15 protein-coding genes and 1 pseudogene are annotated in these 24,887 nt (G+C 48.8%); 5 read left to right on the top strand and 11 right to left on the bottom strand.

All coding sequences use genetic code 11. From position 1 onward, the window contains the following. Positions 1 to 57: 57 nt before the first annotated feature. Both abc-f and HMPREF3190_RS01930 read right to left on the bottom strand, forming a co-directional pair. Positions 58 to 1,527 (bottom strand): ribosomal protection-like ABC-F family protein, encoded by a 1,470-nt coding sequence (gene abc-f / locus HMPREF3190_RS01935; RefSeq protein ID WP_005987409.1) that lies wholly within the window; start codon positions 1,525 to 1,527, stop codon positions 58 to 60. Between the two features lie 261 nt (positions 1,528 to 1,788). Next, complete coding sequence (locus HMPREF3190_RS01930) at positions 1,789 to 3,075, bottom strand: MFS transporter (RefSeq protein WP_005987410.1); 1,287 nt, start codon at positions 3,073 to 3,075, stop codon at positions 1,789 to 1,791. 837 nt (positions 3,076 to 3,912) lie between these two features. Between HMPREF3190_RS01930 and HMPREF3190_RS07400 the strand changes: the two genes are divergently transcribed. Both HMPREF3190_RS07400 and tet read left to right on the top strand, forming a co-directional pair. Beyond that, a complete protein-coding gene (locus HMPREF3190_RS07400) occupies positions 3,913 to 4,080 on the top strand; it encodes a hypothetical protein (protein ID WP_157966984.1) in 168 nt (55 codons plus the stop codon). A 1,494-nt stretch (positions 4,081 to 5,574) separates the two neighbouring features. Then, positions 5,575 to 7,494, top strand: a pseudogene (tet, locus tag HMPREF3190_RS01920) (TetM/TetW/TetO/TetS family tetracycline resistance ribosomal protection protein). Positions 7,495 to 8,018: 524 nt separating this feature from the next. On the opposite strand, the gene HMPREF3190_RS01915 reads toward tet, so the two are convergent. Beyond that, positions 8,019 to 8,597 (bottom strand): hypothetical protein, encoded by a 579-nt coding sequence (locus HMPREF3190_RS01915; RefSeq protein ID WP_066779848.1) that lies wholly within the window; start codon positions 8,595 to 8,597, stop codon positions 8,019 to 8,021. Positions 8,598 to 9,526: 929 nt separating this feature from the next. Here HMPREF3190_RS01915 and HMPREF3190_RS07550 point away from each other — a divergent pair. From HMPREF3190_RS07550 to dinD, 3 genes are read left to right on the top strand one after another with little or no spacing between them, the layout of a single operon-like run. Then, positions 9,527 to 9,688, top strand: coding sequence for a hypothetical protein (locus HMPREF3190_RS07550; RefSeq protein ID WP_449676012.1), 162 nt, complete (start codon positions 9,527 to 9,529; stop codon positions 9,686 to 9,688). 39 nt (positions 9,689 to 9,727) lie between these two features. Further along, positions 9,728 to 10,405: a DUF4357 domain-containing protein gene (locus HMPREF3190_RS01905; RefSeq protein ID WP_066779844.1), complete on the top strand. Its 678-nt coding sequence runs from the start codon at positions 9,728 to 9,730 to the stop codon at positions 10,403 to 10,405. A gap of 44 nt (positions 10,406 to 10,449) precedes the next feature. Continuing rightward, a complete protein-coding gene (gene dinD, locus HMPREF3190_RS01900; RefSeq protein ID WP_066779843.1) occupies positions 10,450 to 11,310 on the top strand; it encodes a DNA damage-inducible protein D in 861 nt (286 codons plus the stop codon). A 307-nt stretch (positions 11,311 to 11,617) separates the two neighbouring features. Here the strand turns inward: dinD and HMPREF3190_RS01895 are convergent, their stop codons facing one another. From HMPREF3190_RS01895 to HMPREF3190_RS01860, 8 genes are all read right to left on the bottom strand, one after another. After that, complete coding sequence (locus HMPREF3190_RS01895) at positions 11,618 to 14,677, bottom strand: type III restriction-modification system endonuclease (RefSeq protein ID WP_066779842.1); 3,060 nt, start codon at positions 14,675 to 14,677, stop codon at positions 11,618 to 11,620. 15 nt (positions 14,678 to 14,692) lie between these two features. After that, entirely contained in the window at positions 14,693 to 16,600 is a 1,908-nt protein-coding gene (locus tag HMPREF3190_RS01890; RefSeq protein WP_449676009.1) for a site-specific DNA-methyltransferase, read from the bottom strand. Between the two features lie 44 nt (positions 16,601 to 16,644). Next, the gene (locus HMPREF3190_RS01885; protein WP_066779838.1) at positions 16,645 to 17,115 is read right to left on the bottom strand and encodes a hypothetical protein; all 471 of its coding nucleotides are present in this window, start codon (positions 17,113 to 17,115) and stop codon (positions 16,645 to 16,647) included. Continuing rightward, on the bottom strand, positions 17,115 to 17,765 hold the full coding sequence (locus HMPREF3190_RS01880) for a DUF4391 domain-containing protein (protein ID WP_066779836.1): 651 nt from the start codon (positions 17,763 to 17,765) through the stop codon (positions 17,115 to 17,117). Before HMPREF3190_RS01880 ends, HMPREF3190_RS01885 begins: the two co-directional genes overlap by 1 nt. Positions 17,766 to 17,778: 13 nt before the next feature. Then, the gene (locus HMPREF3190_RS01875; RefSeq protein WP_066779834.1) at positions 17,779 to 21,009 is read right to left on the bottom strand and encodes a helicase-related protein; all 3,231 of its coding nucleotides are present in this window, start codon (positions 21,007 to 21,009) and stop codon (positions 17,779 to 17,781) included. 84 nt (positions 21,010 to 21,093) lie between these two features. Continuing rightward, on the bottom strand, positions 21,094 to 21,321 hold the full coding sequence (locus HMPREF3190_RS01870) for a transposase (RefSeq protein ID WP_066779832.1): 228 nt from the start codon (positions 21,319 to 21,321) through the stop codon (positions 21,094 to 21,096). A 604-nt stretch (positions 21,322 to 21,925) separates the two neighbouring features. Next, positions 21,926 to 24,007, bottom strand: coding sequence for an ABC transporter permease (locus HMPREF3190_RS01865; protein ID WP_066779830.1), 2,082 nt, complete (start codon positions 24,005 to 24,007; stop codon positions 21,926 to 21,928). Then, positions 23,997 to 24,800, bottom strand: coding sequence for an ABC transporter ATP-binding protein (locus HMPREF3190_RS01860; protein WP_066779828.1), 804 nt, complete (start codon positions 24,798 to 24,800; stop codon positions 23,997 to 23,999). The genes HMPREF3190_RS01865 and HMPREF3190_RS01860 overlap by 11 nt, the downstream gene beginning before the upstream one ends. Between the last annotated feature and the right edge of the window lie 87 nt (positions 24,801 to 24,887).

The following is a 24,887-nucleotide window of genomic DNA, read 5'->3' as shown; positions in this document are numbered from 1 at the left end:
TCTTTGCCGTTTTACTCCCTTGTCTCCGTTCGGGGATTATTTCTTGCTCATTTAGGGCTATTCGCGCTGAAAGATTTTGACTAGCTTGGTGTCCTTTATTTCGTAGACAATGTCTGCGACGTTCTCGACCAGCCTCTTATCGTGGGAGACGAACACTATCGTTCCGGCATAGGCGCTCATCATCTGCTCGAGGGCTTCGGCGCTCTTGATGTCCAGGTAATTTCCAGGCTCGTCCATGAGCAAGATGTTGTATCTGCCCAGCAGCATCTTCGCGAGTAGCAGCTTGATGACTTCGCCTCCCGAGAGAACGCCAACGTCCTTTGTCAGGTCGCGCGGTCCGATTCCCATAGAGGCGAGGATGCCTCGAATTTCGGTCATGCTGTACTCGCAACCATCCTGCATGAACGAGATCGCAGACTGACGGGCGTCGAACTTGTAGCCTGTTTGCTCGAAGTAACCGATCTCTGCCTTGGGAGAGATGTTGATACCGTCGGCGCGTCGAGCGATTGCCTTCAGCAGGCTGGTCTTTCCTGTACCGTTGCCACCGGTGATGGCCACTTTGGCACCGAGCGGTATCTCGAATTTCGCGTGGTCATAGAGCATGCAGTTGCCGAAGCTCAAGCTGAAATCGTCTGCCGAGATGGGAAATTTACTATGCAGTTCCAGGGCCTTGCTCTGGCGGAACCGCACGGCGCGAATGCTATCTGGGGCCTCAATCCCTTCGAGCGCTTCGAGGCGCTTCTCCATGTCCTTAGCCGCCTGGTACATCCTCTTCTGTTTGGTGCCGGTTGCTTTCTGATGCCCCAATCGACCTGCATACTCGTTGCTTTTTTTCGCAGCCTTCCGCTTGGCGTCGACCTGCCGTGCTTTTTTCCGTTGTTTTTCGATGGCGGCTTCGAGGCGATCGCGCTCGCGCATCGCCTCTTCGTATCGAGTCGCCTGAGCTTTGCGCTCTTCTTCTTTCTGTCGCAGATAGTCGGAGTAGTCACCCCAGAATTCGGAAATACCGCCGTCTTTGAGCTCCCAGATCTTGTCTACCACCTGGTCGAGAAAATGACGGTCATGGCTCACGATGAGCAGAGCCCCATCAAATGCCTTGAGTTGTCCGACGAGAAGGCGGATGCCGTCTTGGTCGAGGTGGCTCGTAGGCTCGTCGGCGAAGATCGCGCTTGCATGCTGGGAGAGTGCAGAGGCAATCTTGGCGCGTGTTTCCTCCCCGCCGCTCATCGTCTCCTGCGCCACTCCGGCGACGTTGAGACGGGAGAGCATCTCACCACTGTCCTGAGCCGCATCAAGGTCGAGTTCATCGAGTTGGCCGATGAGGGCAATGCTGCCGAAGCGCCTGACGTCGGCGTCCGCAATGGTAAGATTGCCGCTCAGAATTTTAAGCAGGCTGGTTTTGCCTGCGCCATTGTCTCCCACCAAGCCGATGCGATCGTAGGAGTAGATTTCCAACTCTTCGATATCTAGGATATCGCGGCCGGCATATTCCAAAAAGATGTCTTTAGCTTTGACTATGAGTTCCATAGGTTGAACCGCCTTTTGTGTATTAGCGTTTTACTGGAAGCGCAGCCATGCCAAAAAAGATTGCTCACGTCGATTTTTCGCCTTTGCCCAATTGCCGGCGCGAGCGTTTTGACCTTGCGCAAGCCGGCAAATCCGAAAATGATAGTTGGCGACGAATAAGGAGCGCGATGCGGAATGTCGGTGCAATACCTCGTCGTCGCAAGGGCTTGAAGGCTGACGCTTGAACCGATGGCTGCTGCCTCTTTTTTTCGAATACTTGGGCTATTGAATCTGCCCGGTATCTCTTTTCCCCGCGTTTCGGACGCTCGGAGCAAGCAGCATAGCCATCGCAAGCAGTACCATGGTCGCTCCAGAGCCGACGAACCATAACGGAGCTCCAAGCAGATCCGCAAAAACGGAGGGGGCTGCGAGGCCCATGGGCATGGCCCACGCCATGATGGTTCCGTAGAGGCCGAAAACGCGGCCTAGGTACTCAGGAGGTATCTGCTCCTGCATAAGGGCAGTCTGGGTTCCCGCGTACAACGGGGAGCATGCGCCCATAAGAAAGCTCACCGGCAGGAAAGCAGCGAACAATGACGGGCCGAGCGATCCGGATACGATTGCGGCAATGCCGAAGCCGGCAATCGCGGCGACCATGGTGAACGACCTATTGCGGAACCCTCCCGTGGCCGCCAAAATGCCGGACCCAGCCAGCATGCCTGCAGAAAAAAGGATTTCCACCAAAGCGGCATCCCCCGTGCTACCGCCAAAATGCCCCAAGGTCATTATTGGGAACAATGCCGCGAGCGGAGAGAACGCGAAAGCGAAGACGAACCCGCACCAAAGAAGGGCGAACAGCCCCCTGTACTCCCTAATCAGCTTGTAGCCGTCCGAAATCTCAGAGAAGAGCTCTCGAACCTTATTGGAAAAGGACAAGCTGCGGTCGGCTTCATCGAGGCCCCCTGCGTCTATCTGTGCGGCGAGGACGGCTAAAGAAGCGAAAAGCGCTCCCAGCACGTCGAGGACAATCATAGCGGTAATGCCCGCCACGGGATAAATCACTGCTGCAAGCGCGGCGCCAAGAATGTATCCGCCGGACTGAATCGCCTGAGTCACCCCCGATAGGCGAACGAGATGCTCTGGCGGGGCGAGATGGGGCGTGAGAGATTGGGAGGCTGGCGTGTAGAACGAAGTACCAACTGCACGGAGAAACAGGGCGATGAGAATTAGCCATGCAGGTAAGCTGCCGGCCAACGAGGCAATCGCCAAGGCGGCACCCACCGCGGCAATGAAGAGGTCGGCGCCGATGAGGACACGTTTCAAAGGCAGTCTGTCGACAACGGCGCCCGCAAGGATTCCGAACAAAGCAATCGGCAGAAAGCCTGCCAGCGATGCTAAGGAGAGGAGAGAAGACGACCCTGTCGTGAGGGCGAGATGCCAAATAAGACCCATTTGGAGAATCGAACTCGTCAATGTCGAAACGAGCTCCCCGCCCCATACGAAACAAAGCTTGAATTGCCATGAATGGCACAGCAGAACAGACCTGCCCCGAGAGGTTTCAAATATCATGGTTATGTCCAATCGTGAAATGGCGTGCAGAAAAACAGCGCGACGCCACAACAGCGCCGCTTTCTAGGCGCTCATCCACGTGCGGAAAAGACCAACCACGACACCCCTCCTTTGTTAATTCGGTCTGGCAAACCATGTAATATTAACACGGCTTGAGTTTGCCTGTCAAGAATCGAGCATCGGTAAGGGCAATCCTCTCTGGCCATTCGATTCCTTTTGTATCTTTGGTTGCATAGGTGACCCGCCAGGGCTATTACGCGTGGAAGAGGCGCCTGCCGAGCTGGCCGATGAGGCGCTGAAGATGGCCCTGGTCAGGCGAAACGATCCCAAGGGATGCGTACATCATTCGGATAGTAAGAATGTTGCCAGCAGGTTTTGCGGCAACCGCAAAGGAGCCGTATCCTGCAGCTGGAATCACGTTGCAGCATCCTGACCCGCATTCCGATTGGCGGACGGCCCGCTTCGGCATCCTGACCAGCACAGCGATCGAGCCTTGTCATTCCTTGGATATGCCGGTTGCTCGGGGCGGTCCCGACGGAGGCCCTCGCCTCCCCGGTCCGTGACCCAAGAAGGGCAAGCATGCTGATCTGCATGGCTGGTTCCTCCTTTATGTAGACGACCATGCAAAGAAGGGACAACCGAGGAGGCAGGTTACTGATGCGGGCTCCCGCACGCCCATGACTACCCGACGGGCTGTTTTTCATCTCCGATGCCCGCATTGCAGCATGAACGAATGTGCCTCGACATCTCTGCTGGCATGGTACGACTGGGATCGCACCTCGACGCATCCTTGCGCATACTGCCTTCCAAGTTTCGAAACCGGGAAGGAAAGTGTATGTGAGCGACGATATCGGCGCCGATTCGACGCTCGAGAGGGAGATTGCGCCGATTCTATCCATCGGGGATGCATTCCCGAAGATTCTCATCACTCGCACGAGGCATGAGCCCCATACCCGGGAGGGCGTGCTCGTGCTGAATTTCGCGAGGTGGCTGCTTGGCGGGTAGGGTTCTGAACGTCGCATTGGGATATCGCGCGACAGGGCACGCAGGGCTGTTTGTGCCCGCACGGGAAACGCCGTCGCCATGCGGGCGGCCTGTCGTGTCCGATTAGCCTTTTGCTAAACAGGCTTACGCCAACTCATGGGCAAGCCACCTGAGACTATTCACTTTGCTTATCGTTGACAAAGACCTGTGGCCTGCGGTTTTGTGAACGGCTCGTAAGCCACCCGCGTCGACTCACTTACTGTTGAAGCTGGTGGTTTGCAGGCTCAAAGGCGGTTGAGTTTCAAAACGGGCGTTTTTCGGCGATATCGAGCCTCCAAAGGCGGCTCTCCGTGCCCCTTGGGACAAAAATAAAAACTCAATACTCTGAGTTTGAAAATGGTTTTTGAAGTTGTCCCAGCTTTTGTCTCCGAAGCCGATGAAACGCGACGTCGCGTCATTCAGCGGCACTCACTTCGAGATGCCGCCGAAAACTGGGTGCAACTGGAGTGACGAGACGGCAAAACTATAACCACCGAGTGGGAGTAGGCTGACAGGGTTCTGACCTGCATCTTTGAGTGCCGCACTGTGCTGCTGAGTTTCGTTTCGTACGAGAGCCACGGCAAAGCCGCCAGCGACATTGGTGAGTAAAACCGATTATCGAGCCTCCGTTTCCATGTTGGGACGGAGGCTTTTTCTTTGCCTTTTTACTCCCTTTCACCTGCGATTTCGCCATTTACTCCCCGTATTTCAAGACGGCAAGGCACGGGGCGGTATTCGGAGGAATGGGAGTAAGGATTCATCCCGAGTGAGTAGACGCGCGCTTTTTGTCCCCGAGGGCAAAACGGGACCGTCTCGTGGCCTGTGAAACTCAAATCGAACTCAATGGGCGTTTTTGCGGTCTCCGTACGGCGTTACCCCAGGTGGCTAATGGGGAGTAAAGAATCTTTCCGTCTCAATGAAAACGGGAGTAATCAGGGGAAATGCCGCGGCGTACTACCGCGTGCCGCCGTGTAAGCCACTGCGTCATTTACTCCCCGGGTGCGTCGAAAATGCCTTTGCATGCAATGGGGAGTAAAAACTCAGCATACGCAGGTGCGAGCGGAGCTCACCGCCTAGCCTGGCGTCCTGATTCGGTTGCGATAATCACCAAAAATGGAGGGTGTTCCAGTGAATGCCCTCCAGTTTTATTTGGGGAATCGGGTAAAATAATTTCTTGTTTTTTAGAGCGCACTATGATATACTGTTATTATCCTGATTTGAGGAGTCTACCAAATATGCGGCAAGGTATTCTTAAATAAAATTTGATAATGGGCGCAAAAATGCTTGCCCCTTGCAGGGGCTTGGTTTTTGTACCCAATTTAAGAATACTTTTGCCTTTTAAGCAAATATCGTGACGGACAGCAGCTTATGTAAGCCGTGTGTGTTTTTGTGTGTCCGAAGTCATGATCCCCAGCGGTAAAAGTATTAGCCGCTGGGGATTTTTGCGCCCATTTGGGCCTTGTATGGAGGATAGACATGAATATAATCAATATCGGGATTCTTGCCCATGTAGACGCCGGCAAGACGACACTGACTGAAAGCCTGCTGTATGCCAGCGGAGCCATTTCAGAACCGGGGAGCGTCGAAAAAGGGACAACGAGGACGGACACCATGCTGTTGGAGCGGCAGCGTGGGATTACCATTCAAGCGGCAGTCACTTCCTTCCTGTGACGCAGATGTAAAGTCAACATAGTGGATACGCCCGGCCACATGGATTTTTTGGCGGAGGTGTACCGCTCTTTGGCCGTTTTAGATGGGGCTATCTTGGTGATCTCCGCTAAAGATGGTGTGCAGGCCCAGACCCGTATTCTGTTCTATGCCCTGCGGAAAATGAACATTCCCACCGTTATCTTTATCAACAAAATCGACCAGGCTGGCGTTGATTTGCAGGGTGTGTATCAGTCTGTTCGGGATAAGCTCTCCGCCGATATTATCATCAAGCAGACGGTGTCGCTGTCCCCGGAAATAGTCCTGGATGAAAATACCGACATAGAAGCATGGGATGCGGTCATCGAAAATAACGATGAATTATTGGAAAAATATATCGCAGGAGAACCAATCAGCCGGGAAGAACTTGCGCAGGAGGAACAGCGGCGGGTTCAAGACGCCTCCCTATTCCCGGTCTATCACGGCAGCGCCAAAAAGGGCCTTGGCATTCAACCGTTGATGGATGCGGTGACAGGGCTGTTCCAACCGATTGGGGAACAGGGGAGCGCCGCCCTATGCGGCAACGTTTTCAAGGTGGAGTATACAGATTGTGACCAGCGGCTTATCTATCTGCGGCTATACAGCGGAACGCTGCGCCTGCGGGATACGGTGGCCCTGGCCGGGAGAGAAAAGCTGAAAATCACAGAGATGCGTATTCCATCCAAAGGGGAGATTGTTCGGACAGACACCGCCCACAAGGGCGAAATTGTCATCCTTCCCAGCGACAGCGTGGGATTAAACGACGTATTAGGGGACAACACCCGGCTTCCTCGTGAAAGGTGGTGCGATGCCCCCCTCCCCATGCTGCGGACGGCGATCACGCCGAAAACGGCAGCGCAAAGAGAACGGCTGCTGGACGCTCTTACGCAAATTGCGGATACTGACCCGCTTTTGCGCTACGAGGTGGATTCCATCACCCATGAGATCATTCTTTCTTTTTTGGGCCGGGTGCAGTTGGAGGTTGTTTCCGCTTTGCTGGCAGAAAAGTACAAGATTGAAACAGCGGTGAAGGAACCTACCGTCATTTATTTAGAGCGGCCGCTCAAAGCAGCCAGCCACACTATCCATATTGAGGTGCCGCCCAACCCATTTTGGGCATCCATCGGACTGTCTGTTACGCCGCTCCCGCTTGGCTCCGGTGTACAATACGAGAGCCGGGTTTCCCTGGGATACTTGAACCAGAGTTTTCAAAACGCTGTCATGGATGGTATCCGTTACGGGCTGGAACAAGGCTTGTGCGGCTGGAACGTAACGGACTGTAAGATTTGCTTTGAATACGGGCTTTATTATAGCCCGGTCAGCACGCCGGCGGATTTTCGCTCATTGGCCCCGATTGTATTGGAACAGGCATTGAAGAAATCAGGAACGCAGTTGCTGGAACCTTATCTCTCGTTCACCCTCTATGCGCCCCAGGAATACCTTTCCAGGGCTTATCACGATGCGCCAAAATACTGTGCCGCTATCGAAACGGCCCAGGTAAAAAAGGATGAAGTTGTCTTTACTGGCGAAATTCCCGCCCGCTATATACAGGCATACCGTACTGATCTGGCCTTTTACACCAACGGGCGGAGCGTATGTCTTACAGAACTGAAAGGGTATCAGGCCGCTGTCGGCGAGCCGGTCATCCAGCCCCGCCGTCCAAACAGCCGCCTGGACAAGGTGCGCCATATGTTCAGTAAGATTACTTGATACACCACAGCAAAGAAGGTTACAGAATTATGTAGAGCTCCACATAATTCTGTTGCATTTTCCAGCCTCTTGTGATACTATTTTGATACTAAGAAAATTGACAGCCGAAAATAGCAGGTAAAATATTAGCAAATTTGCGAATATTTTACCTGTAAATTCAAGAGAAATACTTCCTCATATACTTGAATTTGTCGAGTGGGAGTAACGGGAACTGCCTTCTGAACTCGCGTTTTGGTGCTGCCGAATATCGCCCGATACTGTTTCGGCATCGCCTCAGAGCAAAGCAACCAGCGAAATATTGGGAATAAAAGCCCTCGAATCCTCTGGTTTGAGGGCTTTCTTTTTTACATCTCTACCTGGAAAAAAAGACCCAATTATTCCCGTCTGTCCCTACTGGGCGGTACAGCGGAGTACTCGGCAGTACAGGACCTCGTGCACGAGATGAACCGCAGTTGCAAGACATCGGGCGTTAAGTGGATACGCATCCACGACCAATTCGGGATGTCGCGGTGCTAATCCGGAGCTTATAGCTTCGCAGAACCACAGCGATACACCGTGACCTTGCATGAATAAACTCGCCAGCAGAACTTAGGGTCGACCTCGATACCATCTTCTCCGAAGCAGGATACCTCTCTAACACGGCAAGCAAGCCATTCGCCGCTGAACAGGTTCTCGAGAGCATCCTCAAAAAGCTGGTCGTCGTAATCATGGTAGGGCTCGTATGGCAGCGTGGTTCCATCAACCAGGTGGAACCTGTAGCCCCATTCGCTGATGTCCTCCGAGCACGGGCGCACCTTAAGCAGATCGCCCGCCTTAAGAGAGGCCGCCGACCTCTCGAGATCGACGTTACGTTCAGTTTCACCTTTCTCCCAGGTGGAATCAGACCAAAGGTCCGCGATTCCGATTTTCTCGACACCCGGCGGGGTGTCGTCCAGAAAGTCATCAGGGGTCACATCCCTGAGGAACGCCTTGTCGCCCCTTAAGGTGATAGCCTCACCGAGCGTCTGCACCTCCGCGTATTCTTCCGTCTTGTAATCCAAGGCTGAGAATCGTTCGCCTTCGTATTTTTTCGGCTTTGGCAGGCCGAGCTCCTCGTCGTCCATTCTTTCAGCCTTTCTCGGTTGGACTGCAATTAATAGTCGATCTTGCCTCTTCGGCTGAGACCAGAAAGAACCGTCAACAACTCCGTTTGAGATGCTGCTTAATCATCCAGGATTACCGCACCCCCTACTCGATCCATTATCTCACAGTTTCAGAAAACGCAAGGAGTATCGAAACACACGGTTGGGTGAAGCTCGAGCATTCCACAGTCTGTTGGCGTGGCACTTATTACTGGGCCCCTGATACTGCCCGCTCCTCAAATTGATACATTCGAGATTGATCAAAATGCAGTAGGGAAGCTTTAAGGAAAGCATGGAGACAACAACGCGACCTTCGTCAGGCAGGCTGGTGTCCTGTTTGACGATTTTTTTTGATCGAGTCGCGAAATTGCCGATATACGACAAAATCATTGGAAATTCTCCTTATGGAGCGTGGCAAGATTACGACAGGCGTACAAAATTAAAGAAAAGTTTCCAGAATTATATGTGAAAGAGACCTACTCTCCCTTTTTACAGGTGTCTTTCTTTGCCTCGGGATGGAGAAAAGCTATGTTTCATCATCCCCGATACATGTCTATAGTACTTTAATTTCAGGCCAGACGACCTGACCCGTCACATCGCAGGCGGTAAACACATGTGAACGAGTGGGAATAAGAATATCCGAGTTATGGGGGTATAAATCGTATATTTAACAATAAATACCCCCATAAACCCTTAATGAACCCTTAATAAGTCTTCAGTCTAAAATTTTGGTTGATTATACAATCAACCAAAAGATATTTCCTAAACGCTATTCAGATATAAAAGGATTGGATTGGTGTCATATACTATAGATATAGGAGCAGAAGTCAAAAAATTAAATATGCAGAATTACAAATACTTTTAGAGAATTTTTAGAAGAAAAACATCAAATATGGTCGCTACAGTCATTTATGTATTTAGATGATATAAAAATAATTGGAAACGAAGCTTACTACAAATCTATATTATTGGAGTTATATAAAAAGCTTTTAAAAAATAAGAGAGGAAATGCGGATTCTTACTTTAGAAAAGCTATTTATAGATTAGATGAAGCGCTGTTTTTTAGTAAATAGTTACGAATATATAATTCAAATGAGTGATAGGAGTTAGTTATGGCAAAAGGAATAATATATTTAATGACTACAGTCGTTTCCGGTCTTATCAAAATTGGCAAAACTGGAAATGACCAATTTGAAAATAGAATGAGAGTTTTAGAAAGTAATGGATATGCCAATATCACAGGATTAAAAAGGGAGTTTGCTATAGAAGTAGATGGATACGATGACAAAGAAAAACTTATCCATGATATCTTTAGTAAAAGTAGAATTGCCGATACTGAGTTGTTTGCATTAGACATAGAGATTGCTAAATCCTTATTAGCTTCTTTAGATGGCAAACAAATTTATCCTAAGGATAAAAGTAAAAAAGAAGTATTCAAGGAATCAACAGAAGAGATTAAACTTAAAGCGGATGGAGGATTTATTCCGGATGGGAAGTATGTATTAAATCGTACTATAAAAGATTTCGGAAAAGTTGAGGGGAAGGCTACAGTTAAAGACGGAGTATTTACCGTGTTAAAAGGAAGTCTGTGTGGCAATACTGAAAAAGGCTATATACCATCTATAAGAAGAAATACGACTATAAAAGATAATATATTGCAAGAAGATATTGTATGCATGAATCCATCAAGTGCCGGTTGGATAGTTATTGGAAAATCTAATAATGGGTGGGTAGAATGGAAAGATTCACAAGGGAATTCTATTAAAAACTATAGAGATAAAGAAAAGTAGTTGATATATAAGTTAGATATCATAAAAATAATGAGAGGTTGCTTATGTCAAATTTAAAAGCACAAGAATATAAGAAATTTGAAGATATTAAGTATGTTAGAGAAGATGGAAGTGAGTATTGGAGTGCAAGAGAACTTGCTGATGTGCTTGATTATTCTCAATGGCGCAACTTTCAAAAGGTCATTGATAGAGCAATGATTGCATGCGAGAATAGCGGACATGAAGTAACCTACGATTTTGCTGAGGTCAGCAAAATCGTGGAAGCAGGTGCTACAAGTAAGTCTATCAGAGATTATGAGCTTACGAGATATGCTTGCTATTTGATTGTTCAAAACGGAGATCCGAGAAAAGAAGTGATCGCACTTGGGCAAACATATTTCGCCATACAAACATATCGTCAGGAAATAGCTGACCATTTTAATCAGCTTGATGAAGATAGAAGAAGACTTGTTGTTCGTGGTGATATAAAACAATGGAATCAACTTTTGGTAGAAACAGCACACGATGCAGGCGTTATAACAAATGAAGAATTTGCTATATTCCAGAATGCAGGCTATATGGGGTTGTACGGTGGATTAGATGTAGAAGATATACATGACAGAAAAGGCTTAACAGCAAGACAAAAAATTTTGGATTATATGGGAAGCACCGAATTGATTGCTAATTTATTCAGAATATCCCAAACGGAAGAAAAGTTAAGGAAAGACAAAGTTGAAGGTACAGAAGCAGCAACAAAAGTTCACTACTCAGTAGGAAAAGAAGTAAGAAGTGCTATTAAAAAAATCGGTGGCACTATGCCGGAAGATTTACCTGTTCCAGAGAAAAGTATTCAACAGATAGAAAAAGAACAAATGAAGCGTTTAAAAGATAAAGCGAAAAAGGGCAAATTGATGTTGGATGAATAACTTTTGCCCGCAAAAAATCATTCATATTGTAGTATCACCATTGATACTGTTTCGATACTGAAAATCTCAAAAACTATAATAAACAGGCATAAAAATAGCTAAAAACAGAAGCTTAAAAGATACTGATATAAAATTAAAGAAACAAATACGCCATGGTAATTATTGAATGGGGATAAAACTCCCCCGTGTGGGAGTTTTATCCGAAAAATGGTGCGGCGCACGGAGAGCGGTGAAACTGCGATCTTCGATAGTAGCAAAATTTTCTAAAATGGCTTAATTACAAGCTATATAGAATCAGCCTCTAAAATCATCTCATTACCTTCTCCAGCAATGACGTATAGCTATCAACCACATCGTAGACAACATTCCCGCTGGAAATAGCCTTGAAGTGTTCTTTTGCGCAGTGAATCTTAGACTCCTCGATCAGACGCAGCTGCATCGAACTCATAGAGCCTTTCGTCTCCGCCACGAAATATATATGTTTGACAGTGCCCTCATAGAAAGCAATCGCCCAGTCGGGATTGTAGTGCCCGACCGGCGTGGAAATATAGAAACCGTCCGGCAGTTTCACGTAAACCGCAACATCAGTATTCGTATCAAGGTCTGTAGCAAAGTCGCGCTCGTTGGTAGAATCGTAGACGATGTGATTGTACAGGTGCTTCTTTGCCTTCATGGCATTCACGCCCAGCTTGCCTTTGATGGTAGGATCGGTGAAAACATCCATGCCGTAATGCTCATCCAGCACGTCGTAAGTAATATGCTCGATGATTGCTGTGGCCTTTTCATCGTTGATCAGCGCAGCGCCTTTGGTAATGAATTCTTCCGGATTGTCCTTAAACTGGTTAAACACGCACGGTTTAACTCCCTGAAGGATTGCGATAACCGCTTTACGGGTAAGACCAGTCTCATCCACCAGCTTGCCTATGAGGTCATATTTTACATTTGAGTTTGCCGTGATGGTCGCACCATAGCTGGCAGACTCTTCCTTTACGAAGGAAGCTCCAGAGACCAGCTCTTCCTTTGATTTGATGGTAGCCATTGCTCCAGATTCAACCCGGAAGTAAATCTTTGAAACGTGTAGCTTGGCATCGAGGGAAGCAATAGACTTCCTAATAAGCTCATCGGTATCAAAGTTAACCACGTAGACAGACTTGGAATTGATCCTCGACCACAAAGCTTTAAACTCCGGCATTGCAAGCTTGTCCTCATCCACCAGAAGCTCGACGTTATTGCTGCGGGCATTCTCAGGCTGCATACTGCGGCTATCATAGGTGGAATCGACAATCTCAATCACCGACGCGGCATAGTCAACAACTTCTTCTGCAACCTTGATTTCTCCATTTGCTTTATCCTCGTAATATTTATCAGTCAGAACGCCCTTGCAGTCGATATAGCCGTTGACGATCATATAATATTGGATCGACAAGGCAGTATCCTGATCGATAACCTGCTCGTTACCCTTATCGTCCTCGATAACCTTGCCGACAAACAGGTCAACCGTAACTGCGCGCGGTCTGTCAGCAACGGCATCTGCCATTTCAGTTTGCAGCCCTTTAGCGAAGGAATCATAGCTCTCGCTGGCGATAACCGTTAGAATATTCACGTTATGAACATCGTTTCCGAGCGCATTAGTATCCATACGCTCACCGTCCTGATTAACGCAAAGGCGCAGACCACGTCCTACTTCCTGACGCTTGCGAACGTCGCTGCTGGACTGCTTCAGCGTACAAATCTGAAACACATTGGGATTGTCCCAGCCTTCGCGCAATGCAGAGTGTGAAAAGATAAAGCGCACCGGCGACTTCTTCGGATCGCGATCAAGGAGCAATTCCTTGTTTTTCATAATCAAATCATAGGCATCTACGTCATCCGAGGTTGTCTCTTTACGACCAACCTTAGAGTTTATCATCTTGCCCTTCTTATCAATTGAGAAATATCCCGCATGCGTCTTGGAAGCCTTTATGCACTTCAGGTATTTGATGTATTCATCCTCGCCAATAGAAAGTTGAAGGTTTCCGACGATATCCTCGTACTCCTCTTCAAACATTCTGGCGTACTTTCCGTTTGCAGGCTGTCCGGCTGCATCGTACTCTCTATAGTTTGCAACTTCATCGATAAAGAACAGCGACAACACCTTGATGCCTTTATAAAAGAGCTCTCTTTCCCTCTGAATGTGCGACAGGATTGTCTCTCTGATCTGAATGCGACGCAGCTGGTCTTCATCGACCGCACCCATCACGTCACCGGCATAAATCTTGATACCGTTCAGGAACTCAACGGAGTTGTCCCGGCCATCGATCTGTTTTACCACAAAACCGTTTTTATATTCTTCCAGCCCGCCGGAATAGTCGTAGAGATTATCTCCGATTTTCACGACGCGGCTCTTTTTCTTCAGTGTTCCGCTGGCCATTTTGACCTCAAACTGCAGCGTAGCAGTAGGATCACCCTTGGAAAGATTCAGGTCTTCCAGATAGAGATAGCTGGTGGTAGCTGTGGTTCCGGTTTCGGTGATGCCTTTAACAGCGATCTTTTTTACCAGCCGCTTGTTGTAAGCCTCCATCGCATCTAGACGGTAGACCATGTTGTAAATGCTATCCGATTTGTGCGTAGCGGAATAACGTAGAGTCAGCAGCGGCTGGAATTCCTTCAGGCGCTCCTTTGTCTGCTTACCTTCCACAGACTGCGGCTCATCGATTACCAGGATCGGATTCGTTTTCGCAATGATGTCAATCGGCCTGCGGGAGCGGAACTCGTCCAGCTTCATATAAATACGCCTTGCGTCTTTGCCCTTGGCATTGAATGCCTGCGAATTGATAATCATAACATTGATGGAGCTATCGGAAGCAAAGCGGTCAATCTCCGTAAGCTGCGCGGAATTGTAAATAAAAAAGCGGATCTTCTTTCCGTACTCCTCTGCGAAGTGCTCCTGTGTCATCTGTAAGGACTTGTAAACACCCTCCCGGATTGCGATGCTGGGCACCACAATAATGAACTTGCTCCATCCATAGGCGCTATTTAGTTCATACATTGTCTTGATGTAAGTATAGGTTTTGCCGACACCTGTCTCCATTTCAATGGTCAGGTTATAGCCATCACTGCGTCCTTCCAGCTTCGATGAAGGCTGGATCTGATTCGCACGCTGAATCTTCTGAAGATGCTCCAGAATGCGCTGATCATCCAGTTCTGGAATAATTCGGTGATTGCTCCAACCGGTATAATCCTCTTCCTCGTTGAAATTAATCTGGTATGTCCCAGTGCCGCGATCCATCATGTAGGTGGGTGTCAAATAAGGCTGGCCAGCAAATACATCCACGACTGCCTTGGCAGCATCAGCTTGGAATTTTTGATGCTTGTATTGTATCCTCATGCGGATGCCACCTCCTTAAATCACTTTGACCCTTGTATCCGGTGCAAGCATTTTGAAAATCTCACCCACGTTAATCTTGGCTGGACTTCCATTGAAGCTGCTGTCACGGAATACAGCACGCAACGGCTGACGTTTAGCGATTTCCTTGATAACCGAATCTGGAATGTTTTCGTCAAAGCAGGCGATCAGGTCGCCCTTGTTATAGGTATGAACAGTACATCCTTCAATCTGTTCTGATGTATAGGGCATTGACAGAGGTAAGCCCCACTCAAGCAGACAACCGAAGAGCAGATCGAGATCGGTGCGGTCTTCCTTAACATTGGACTCCAGCATAGACAATAAACCCTGAGTATATTCTCCAGCTGAATAGTACACGTCGTTCATGTTGGAATCATCCAGTTTGAACACACGAAAGCCACCGTCAAAGGTAGCGGACGGATTTTCGTCAGTAATTTTCTTTGCGGCACGACGGATACGTTCTTTGCCAATCTCGCAGATGGTCTTGTAGCCAGCTTTATGGGCTTCGCTCTGCTCGTCGCACTTTTCGGGGAGCTGCACCATAATGAACTTGCGGTGTCCGCAGTCCTCGGCGTTGAGCTGCATAACAGCGTGGGCAGTTGTGGCAGAACCGGAGAAGAAGTCAAGAATTATTGAATTCTCATTAGTTACCAATCTAACCAAATAGCCAATTATTACCGATGGCTTTGGGAAATCAAAAAATTTGTTATCAAACAAGTTGCCTAATTCCGTAGTTCCCATTTTTGTATTAGCTATGCCCGTTAAAACTGTCCTTGGATTAATTATGGTTTTTTCTTTTTCATAAAAAAGAATTCCCTTTGAGTTAAAATAGAATCTCTTTACGCGTTGTCCTTTAGTGTCAAAAACCTCTCTGCCAGCTATAAAATCCTCTACTTGTTTTCTCATGGCAAAGCCGGCGCGTATAGTTGTTGGATTCACCAACTTGCCATCCTTAAATTCCATTTTATCGGAAAGAATATATTCTTTTTCTGAATCGCCAAGCTCCCCTGTGAATACTGCATTAGTTCCCTCATACTCAAATCCAGCAGGGAAGGTGATTTCAACAGCGGGATTTTTATATGAAATCTTCTTTAGTGCACCATGGACAATACTTTCTCCTGAATTATAATTTTTAAAATTTGGTAAATTATTTTTATTCTTAGTATAGCAGAGAATATATTCATGACCTCTTGTAAAATGTCCAGCGGTTGTCCCAGTTCCCAAATCCCAAATTAATTCAGCAACATAATTATCACGGCTAAAAATCTCATCACATATTTTCTTCAAATTTTCCTGTTCATTGTCGTCAATAGAGATAAAAATAACTCCATCCTCTGTCAATAAATTTCTCGCCAACAACAATCTGGAATAAATCATTGAGCACCAATCCGAATGATATTTGCCAGCAGTTACAGAATTTTCTCTTTTGAAATTAACATTTCCATCTTCGTCAAAATAACCAGTACCTTCGTTATATTCTTCGTTGTCCATAATAAAAGAATCCGGATAAACGAAGTCATGCCCTGTGTTATAAGGTGGGTCGATATATATCATCTTAACTTTGCCAAGATAGCTCTCCTGCAAGAGCTTGAGTACATCAAGATTATCGCCTTCGATATAGAGATTCTCCGTAGTATCCCAATTCACACTTTCTTCCTTACACGGACGCAGGGTCTTTCGTATAGGCTTATTAGCCTCCACAATAGCGGCCTTCTTACCAACCCATGTGAATTCATACGCCTCATCGCCTTCAACTACATCCGCAGAAAGCATCTGACGGAGCATATCAAAATTCACAGCCTTCTTGTAGACCTTGTGGTCTGGAGTGCTGTGCTCCTCATCTAAAGCCTCGGTGATGCAATTTGGAAACAGAGCCGCAATCCTGTCGATGTTCTTCTCGGTCATATCAATCGACTCCATTCTCATCTTTTCCACTTCTATGTTCCTCCTTAATTCGGCAGCATGGTGAGTACCATGTTATAAATTTCAGTAGCCCAGCAAACCAATTTAATCGTAGAATCGGCAGTCTCAACGGTATCATTGATCTTTGTCATTACCCTCTTGAAAATAGACTCGGCCTCTCTTTTTTCCTTTGCTTTCGCAATAGTCAAAATTTCAGATATCAAACTCAGCACCTCATCTTGTTTTTCATTTGACTTGCTGATCAAATCTACGAGCGTATATAGGTTTGCCGTGTTCTGATTTATAGACTTCAGCATTTCAAGGCTCTGCTGTTGATATTCCTCTGTTCTCTCAATGTGTTCCGCAAGCGGAATCGCCTCGAATTCCGGTAACTCCGGCATCTCAAATTCGGGATATAGGTTTGGCGTGGTAAACGGCGTCAATTCCACATTCTTAAACTTCTCCATCGTCTGTCCTAGCTGGCTATTGAGAACAATAGGTTGAAACTTATCGTCCATTACAAATCCTCCAGTACTTTTCTCAGTTTCTTCAACTCTCCGTTCAGCTGCACCTGTTTATTCAGCTGCTTTTCTTTCCAAACCTTTGTCTGCAAAGATGCTATCTGCTTCTGCAGTTGTCGCCGCCGTTCATCTTTCTCAACGGATTCCTTGAGAGATTCCTCGCTGTCCGTCTGAAGGGCATCACCGGCAATCTGCCTCACAAAATTCTCGTAAACCTTATCGATGTTCAGTCCGTCTACCTTCAGCGGCAGCTCGCCTTCCGGCAGCCAGTCCGTGTGGTAGTAGGTGCCAACCTTAAAAGCATTTGAGCCGGTGACTGCAGCCTCTTTGTATGCTGTCCACGCCTGATACTTCCCTTCATATTCCAGCAGAAAAAGAATGTGATACGGAATTTCCTTGTCAATCTGCTTCAGAACGGCAACATCCAGCTGTGGAGCAGATAGTTTTATTTCAAAAACTTCAATCTCTGTCACCGTTTCACCCGCAGCCAGATTCACAGTAGTGGTTGCGATCTTGTTTCTCCAGTAGATGACCTTGATTTGGTCTATAAACACTCGCTTGAGTGTCGGCGTTACGTTCAGTTTCCCATAAAATTTCTGCTTTGGAAACTGCTTGTTGAACTTCGTCGTCTTAGGAAGTCCCAGCATGGGCAACTCCTCCTTACTTGATTACCAGGAAACAGATCAGCTCAAAATCCTCCAGACCGCTGATATCCGACATCAGCGCCGAGGTTCCCCCGGCGGAGAACAGGCTGTCGATATCGCTGTCTTCCTTTACGTCGATGATGGAATTGATTGCATCATTAAGAAGATCCGATACTTCCTGCATATCTCTGCCGTCGTTAGTTTCTTCGTTAAACTTCCTGCACAGAGAAAGTATCGACTCTTTCTTTCCACGGCAGAGCAGTCGCACCGTATCCAGCATCTTTTTTGGATTCAGATAATCGCATACGATCTCTCCGTCTGCACCTATATAAACCATGTAGAACGGATGAATCCGGTTATGGTTATCTATGTTGACGCTGTTATTGATGTTCTTCAGGACAAAGATGACACCTTCAGGGTTCTCTTCATCCGCAGGTACAACCGCATGAAGACCCTTGGGCTTTTTGTTCAGATCGTCATGTGTTTTGATGTATTCTAGCAGGTCGAGCCGGAACTCATTGAGTCCCAGATCCATGATGGAAATGCTGCTGGCCATATCTTCGATATCGACAACTTCTTCCTGGAGGCGCTTCAGTTGCTGCTTTCTGTACTCCAGATCGCCCTTTTCTTCAGGGTTGATCAGATCGTCATCACCGGTAGAAGTCATGATGGAAATTTTCATCCTGGTTTCCACGCGGGGTTTCAGGTTGATGTAATCATCCAATGTCATATCCGGCCAGAAGTTCACCAGCTGGATATGGTGGTTTCTACTGCCGATACGATCGATACGTCCGAAACGCTGGATAATGCGCACCGGATTCCAGTGAATGTCGTAATTCACCAGATAGTCGCAGTCTTGCAGGTTCTGGCCTTCGGAGATGCAGTCCGTTGCAATCAGCACATCAATCTCCATAGTACTTCCCGGCATCAAAACATCGCGGCTCTTCGATATAGGCGAAAAGCAGGTCAGCATATTGTTCAGTGTGGCTTTCAGCCCCTTAATCGTTGTCCTGCCATCAATGGTTCCGGTGATTACGGCGGTATTCAGTCCATAATTCTTTTTCATGTACGCACTTACCTGATCGTACAGGTATTCTGCCGTATCAGAGAATGCGGAGAAGATCAGTACCTTCTTGTTGCCCTCGTTGATTGGATTATGCATCTTATCTTCCAGAAGGTGTAGAAGTGCCTGAAGTTTAAGGTCATGCTCCGGTGTAATCTCTGCCACCATAAGAGTGAGCAGTTCAAGAGTATCCGCATCAGCCTGCAGCTCTGTACGCCAAGTTTTATAATCCATGTCGGCAAGTTCAATCTTGATTTTCTTGCCCACAGTAAAGAAATCCGTATTTCCGTCTTCCATATCGAAGTCGCCTTCGGACACTTCCGTCATATCAATATCCGCAGCACCGTACTTTTCAAAGTCATTGATTGCATTGATGGTGCTGCGGATCAGCGCAAGAATACGACTGAGTGTCAGATTGAAAGAGTATACGGAACTCTCCAAACGTTTCAGGAGGTTGATGCTCATGAGGCGCTGGATACCCTGTTCACGCCCGCGCTGAGTGAGGTTGTTCCCCTTGTTGTGCGTCAGATCAATGTATTTTGACAGCTTACTCGGAAAGATATAGTTCGACGGTGTATAGATGCACAGTGTCAGGAGCATCAGCTGTTCGTAAATCTGGTTATAGTTAATCGTGCTGTTCAGATCGGTCATGCTCGGTCTGAGAGAAATCGGCTTCATTCTGGTCGGGAATTTGCCAATCTCAGCAGTGTCGTAGTACTTTTCGATGTGCCGCCGTGAACGCGCAATCGTTACGCTGTCCAGCACTTCAAAGAAGTCAAAATCCAAAGTCCGAAGAAGAGCATCCGTCGTCCGGGCTTCCGGCTCCAACTTGCTCCAGGCATTGAAGGCTTTCTGTGCCTGACGGAAGATTGCATCAATAGGCTTGCTGGTATCCAACTTCTCATTGATAAAGTCGGAATTTCCTTCATAGGCAATAGCAAGCTGATTCTGCAGATCTACAAAACGGTTGTTGACCGGCGTAGCTGAGAGCATTAGCACCTTGGTCTTCACCCCAGCGCGAATCACCTTGTCCATCAGTTTCACATACCGATTCTCCCGCGTGTTGGCATGGGTGCCGGTACCGTTCCTGAAGTTATGTGATTCATCAATCACCACAAGGTCATAGTTTCCCCAGTTCAAGCGTTCCAAATCAAGGCCGTTCGATGTACCCCCGCTTCTGGAAAGATCCGTGTGAAACAGCACATCGTAGTTCAAACGATCTGACGCAATGGGGTTATTGACGTAGTTGTCTTTATAGGTATTCCAGTTCTCGGAAAGCTTTTTGGGGCACAGGACGAGAACGGTTTTGTTCCTATTTTCGTAATACTTGATGACGGCCAAGGCGGTGAAAGTCTTGCCAAGGCCAACGCTGTCGGCGAGGATACAGCCGTTGTATTTTTCCAGCTTGTTGATAATCGCAAGTACAGCATCCTTCTGAAAATCATAGAGCGTATTCCAGATTTTGCTCTGCTTAAAGCCGGTCGCCTCGTTTGGAAGGACGTCCTCTGATATATCATCAAGAAACTCGTTGAACACGTTGTACAGCATCATGAAGTAAATGAACTCCGGCGAGTTTTCGTTGTATGCCAAGCTGATATTTTCAACAATCACATCCGTGACATCCTGCAGCTTGCCTCGGTCATTCCAAAGAGACTCAAACAGCTGCATATATTCCGTGGAGAACGGAGCTTCCATGCGATTAACCATGTTGTAGCTGTTGTTACCGCGCTCACAGCCAATATCAACCGTTGTAAATCCGTTGATGGGCATATAAGCAACATCTTCTGAAGGTGCCGCGACCGTCATAAAGCCACCCATGTTCTCACCAGTCGTATTGGACTTGAACCGTGCTTTTCTGCGAATCCAGTCCACACACTCCTGCGCGATCGCTTTCTGAGTCATTTCGTTACGAAGCTTGATCTCAAACTCCGTACCGTAGAGACTCTGCTCTCTCGATAGTCTAGGGATGTAGAACTCGCGCTTTTGCTTTTCAACTTTTTCTGTTACGAAGGTCGGAGAAGTGAAGATGAATCGAAACTCATCAACGGTCTCTAATTCTTTCTTCAGGACGCTGTAAGCATACATGGAAAAGCATGCAGCTGCGATGGACACTTTGCTGCCTCGTTTAATCGTACTTTCCATATCATCACGGACAATCTCCGTGACGTTATCCAATATCTTCATCTATCTCATAATCCTTCCGAACCGGATAGCTCTATTGCCGCATCTACACAATAGCAAATGCTGTGTTCTAAAAAACGGACTCCATCACTGAGATTGCAGCTTTTCTTTTCGTTCTTTTGCCTTTTCCCTGGCACCAAGATACTTGCCACTTTTTATTCTGGCATCCTTCGGCTTTTCGGCATCCGCAGGAATTGCCCAGTATGAACCAATTTTCACGGCTCCAGATATTCGATCGCCTGCGCAAAGCGTTTGCGCCCTCCGAACTGATATTCCCCATTTGTCTGCTGTTTGATGAAGAGATAAGTATTCCATGGCAACCTCGCAATGAGCCCCAGTTGACGTTACCTAATCGCTATAAAAACCATGATACATTATAATCCAGAGGGCGAATGATGTCAGCTTCTTTCGCCTTTATTGATAATCGCGCCCGCACCGATCCACGCACATGTTTAATGATGAACGAGCACGAAGCGATCATCGCCCTAAGGGCGTGAGCGGTAGCCATGTGACGTCATATTTCGTTTGGCAAAGGAGAAGGCAGCGTTTCATGGACCGTTCGTGCGCAACAACTCCGCCTTACCAGGCAACCATAAGTCGCGCCCAACCAGGACGGCATGCGTGCATCAAGCAAAGAGGTCACGTCTCGCTTCCCGGGCGTGCGCCGTGACACCCCGCGGCATTCGGCCAACATCGGGCATATCAGCCGAAAGCCCGCGGGTCGCCACGACCCACGGGCTCTGCGAGGCGAATTTGTCCGCCTTCGCCGGCAATCCACCTCAACGCCTTCGCCGGCAGTCCACCTCAGCGCCTTCTCCGGCAGACCACTATTCGCCTTCCCCGGCATACCGCCTCTTAACCTTCGCCGGCAAACCACCTCTTCAGGCTGGAGAAAAGAATTGACGCAGCCTAGACGATGCTAGACGATGCTGTCCTTGACCAGGGCTCTGGAAACCATGAACGTCACCAGGAGGTAGCAGCCGTAAATGACCAATAGCATAGCCGCCGCAACGAAAATGCCGCCCAAGGGATTCACGCCGAGCGGAGCGAACAGGTTTATGTGCAAGACGAATACTGCGTAGGCCGAATAACAGATAGCCACCGGCAGCGGCGCCAGAAAGGACACCAGCACCTGAGCGCGCAGGCTCTTCAAGACCATGCCGTCTTCTGCACCCAGCACGGAGACCTTCCGGTAGCTACCGAGCGAGTCGGAGACGTCGGATAGCTGCTGAATCGCCAAAACGGCGGCAGTGCACACCAGCAGAATAAAGCCAACATACAGGGCCAGGTACGTGCACAGCAACTTCAGGCCGCCTGCCTGGGAGAACATCTCGAGGCCAGTACAAGCATCGGCATAGGAGAAGTACCCAGAGAAGCCCAACGAGCTTTCGTCCTTCTGCAGCAGCGCGTCACCCTCTGCGCGATCCATGGAGTACATCACGTTGAACACGCTCTGCACGTAAACGTCCTGATCACGCAGAACATCGATGACCTCATCCGGCACGATCAGGGCCAAAACCTCACTCCTTATCGAGCCGTTTCTAATCTCGCGGCCAACCTGCTCGGGGCTCGCAGTCAGCGTATGCCCCGCTATCTGCACTTCGCCTCCCTTTTCACGCATCGCCTGGGCAATGCCTTCCGCCACGGCCGCATCGTTGTTAATGACGAACTGACCTTCAGGCACGACAACAGGAGTCTCGCCGGTAAGCGTCGCTGTTTTATTGAACTGGCTGACGCCCATAACTCGCACCGCTACGTTAGTGTTTCCAGGCTTCCACGTGCGGTACACGTCGGCAAGGCCGTTGTCGCCGCACACCGCCTCCCAGGTAAGACCAGTAACAGTGTATACGTCAATCTGCGCACAGCGATCGATGAGCTGGTTCCACATCTCGCCATAGTCAGACGTCCTCAGAAACGTCTCCATGTCAGAATTGCACTCGTTGACGTAGCGCTCCCTGCCCTCCACCATGCGTTTATGGGAAGAGCTGTCGTAACCGATGCGATAACTGAGGCTTAGATCGTACTTGGATGTCTCCCCCACGTCGCCCACGAAAATCTTCATGACGCCGAAACCAACGGAAGTCGTGGTCAACGCAAAGAACAGCAAAAGCGACACCATGGCCATAGAGCTAAACGTGGTAGTAAGGCGGCTCGATACCTGACGCAACGTAAAGGGGCGCAGACCCTTCAGGTAGAATCTCTTGCTGCGCCGCGCAAGAAACATGACCATCGTCGACGCCGACCAAAACAGCAAAAAGGTGCCTACGACAAGTATGCCGGTAATGAGGGCGAAGAAGCCGTCCAGCATCTTGAACTTGTTCAGCCACAGGCCATAATACGCAAAGCCAATCAAAGCGATTGCCGCAATAAAGACCACTAAGCGCACGCCAAAGGGAATCTTGCAGCCAAGCTTCACGTCATCGCGACAGGTCAGCAGGTCGCCCAGCTTGCGGCGGGAGACGTAAACAACGTTCATGACCAAGGTAATCACAAACATGGCAGCAAAGCAGCCTAGCGTCATGAACATGGCTTGGGTAGAGAAGACGAACTGATAGTGGCTAATGGTTGAGCCGATCAGAGCCGCCGTAGCAAAGGCTAAGGCCTGAGAGAGGACGGCACCGAGCGCAATGCCCAGAACCAGGGAAACTGCGCCGACAAGCAGCATTTCATAGAAAAGGATGCAGACCACCTTGCTCGAGTTCATGCCCAAAACAAGGTAGGTGCCAAATTCCCGCTTTCGGCGCTTGATGATGAATCGATTAGCATACACCACCAAGAAGGCTAATACTGCGGCCACAACGACCGAGAAACCCCCAATAAAAGAGGTAGTAATATCAAGCATCCTTCCCATGGCGTTGTTGGTCACATCCAGCAGAACAGACTGGGATTTGATTGAGTTAAAGGCGTAAAAAACCGTAACGCCGAACAGCAGGGTCACGAAGTAGACCGCGTAATCCCTCACGCTGCGACGCACGTTGCCCAGCGCGATTCTAGCGTACATGATCGAAACCGCCTCCCAGCAACGCCTGGACCTCCATGATGCGGTTGAAGAAGTCGTTTCGACTGGCGCCTCCAGCCCTGACCTCGGTGAATATCTTACCGTCCTTCACGAACAGGGCGCGGGTGGCGTACGACGCCGCTTGAGGGTCGTGGGTGACCATGAGGATGGTGGCGCCCATGTCCTTGTTCATGGCGTCCAGGGTTGTCAGCAGGCTTACAGCATTTCGGGAGTCGAGCGCGCCAGTGGGCTCGTCAGCAAGAACCAGCTTCGGACTCCCTGCCACGGCACGTGCCGCCGCGACGCGCTGACGCTGTCCGCCCGACATCTGAGCCGGCAGCTTGCCAAGCACGCTTGCCACGTCGAATAGCTTCGCCAGTTCCTGAACGCGAATGTTAATCAACGGCGCAGAAACGTCGCGGATTGTCAGCGGAAGGGCGATGTTCTCGTAAGCCGTCAGCGTTTCAACGAGGTTCGCGTCCTGAAAGAGGAAGCCGAGGTCTTCGCGACGGAAGCGAGCGAGGGCCTTTCCCTTCAAGCGGGTGATCTCCGTTCCACCGACTTCAACCGTACCGCAGGTGGGCTTATCGATGGTTGCTATGCAGTTGAGAAGCGTCGTCTTGCCGGAGCCGGAAGGGCCCATGATGGCCACGAACTCGCCCTGCTCAATTTGAAGCGAGATCCCGTTGAGCGCATAAGTCGCATTGCTTTTACCTCCGTATACGCGTTCCAGCCCCGTAACCCTGCAGGCAACGCGCTTCGCCGCATCAGCGGGAGCGCCATGTAGTTCGGTCATGAAGACTCCTTTCTATCGGGTATCGAACGATAGAAATTCTCCCACGCGGCTTCTGGCGATGCCATCGATTTGCCTTACATCCGCCTT

Source organism: Umbribacter vaginalis (genome assembly GCA_001552935.1).
GTDB classification, from domain to species: Bacteria; Actinomycetota; Coriobacteriia; order Coriobacteriales; family Eggerthellaceae; genus Berryella; species Berryella vaginalis.
This window is presented reverse-complemented; position numbering and strand designations above follow the sequence as displayed.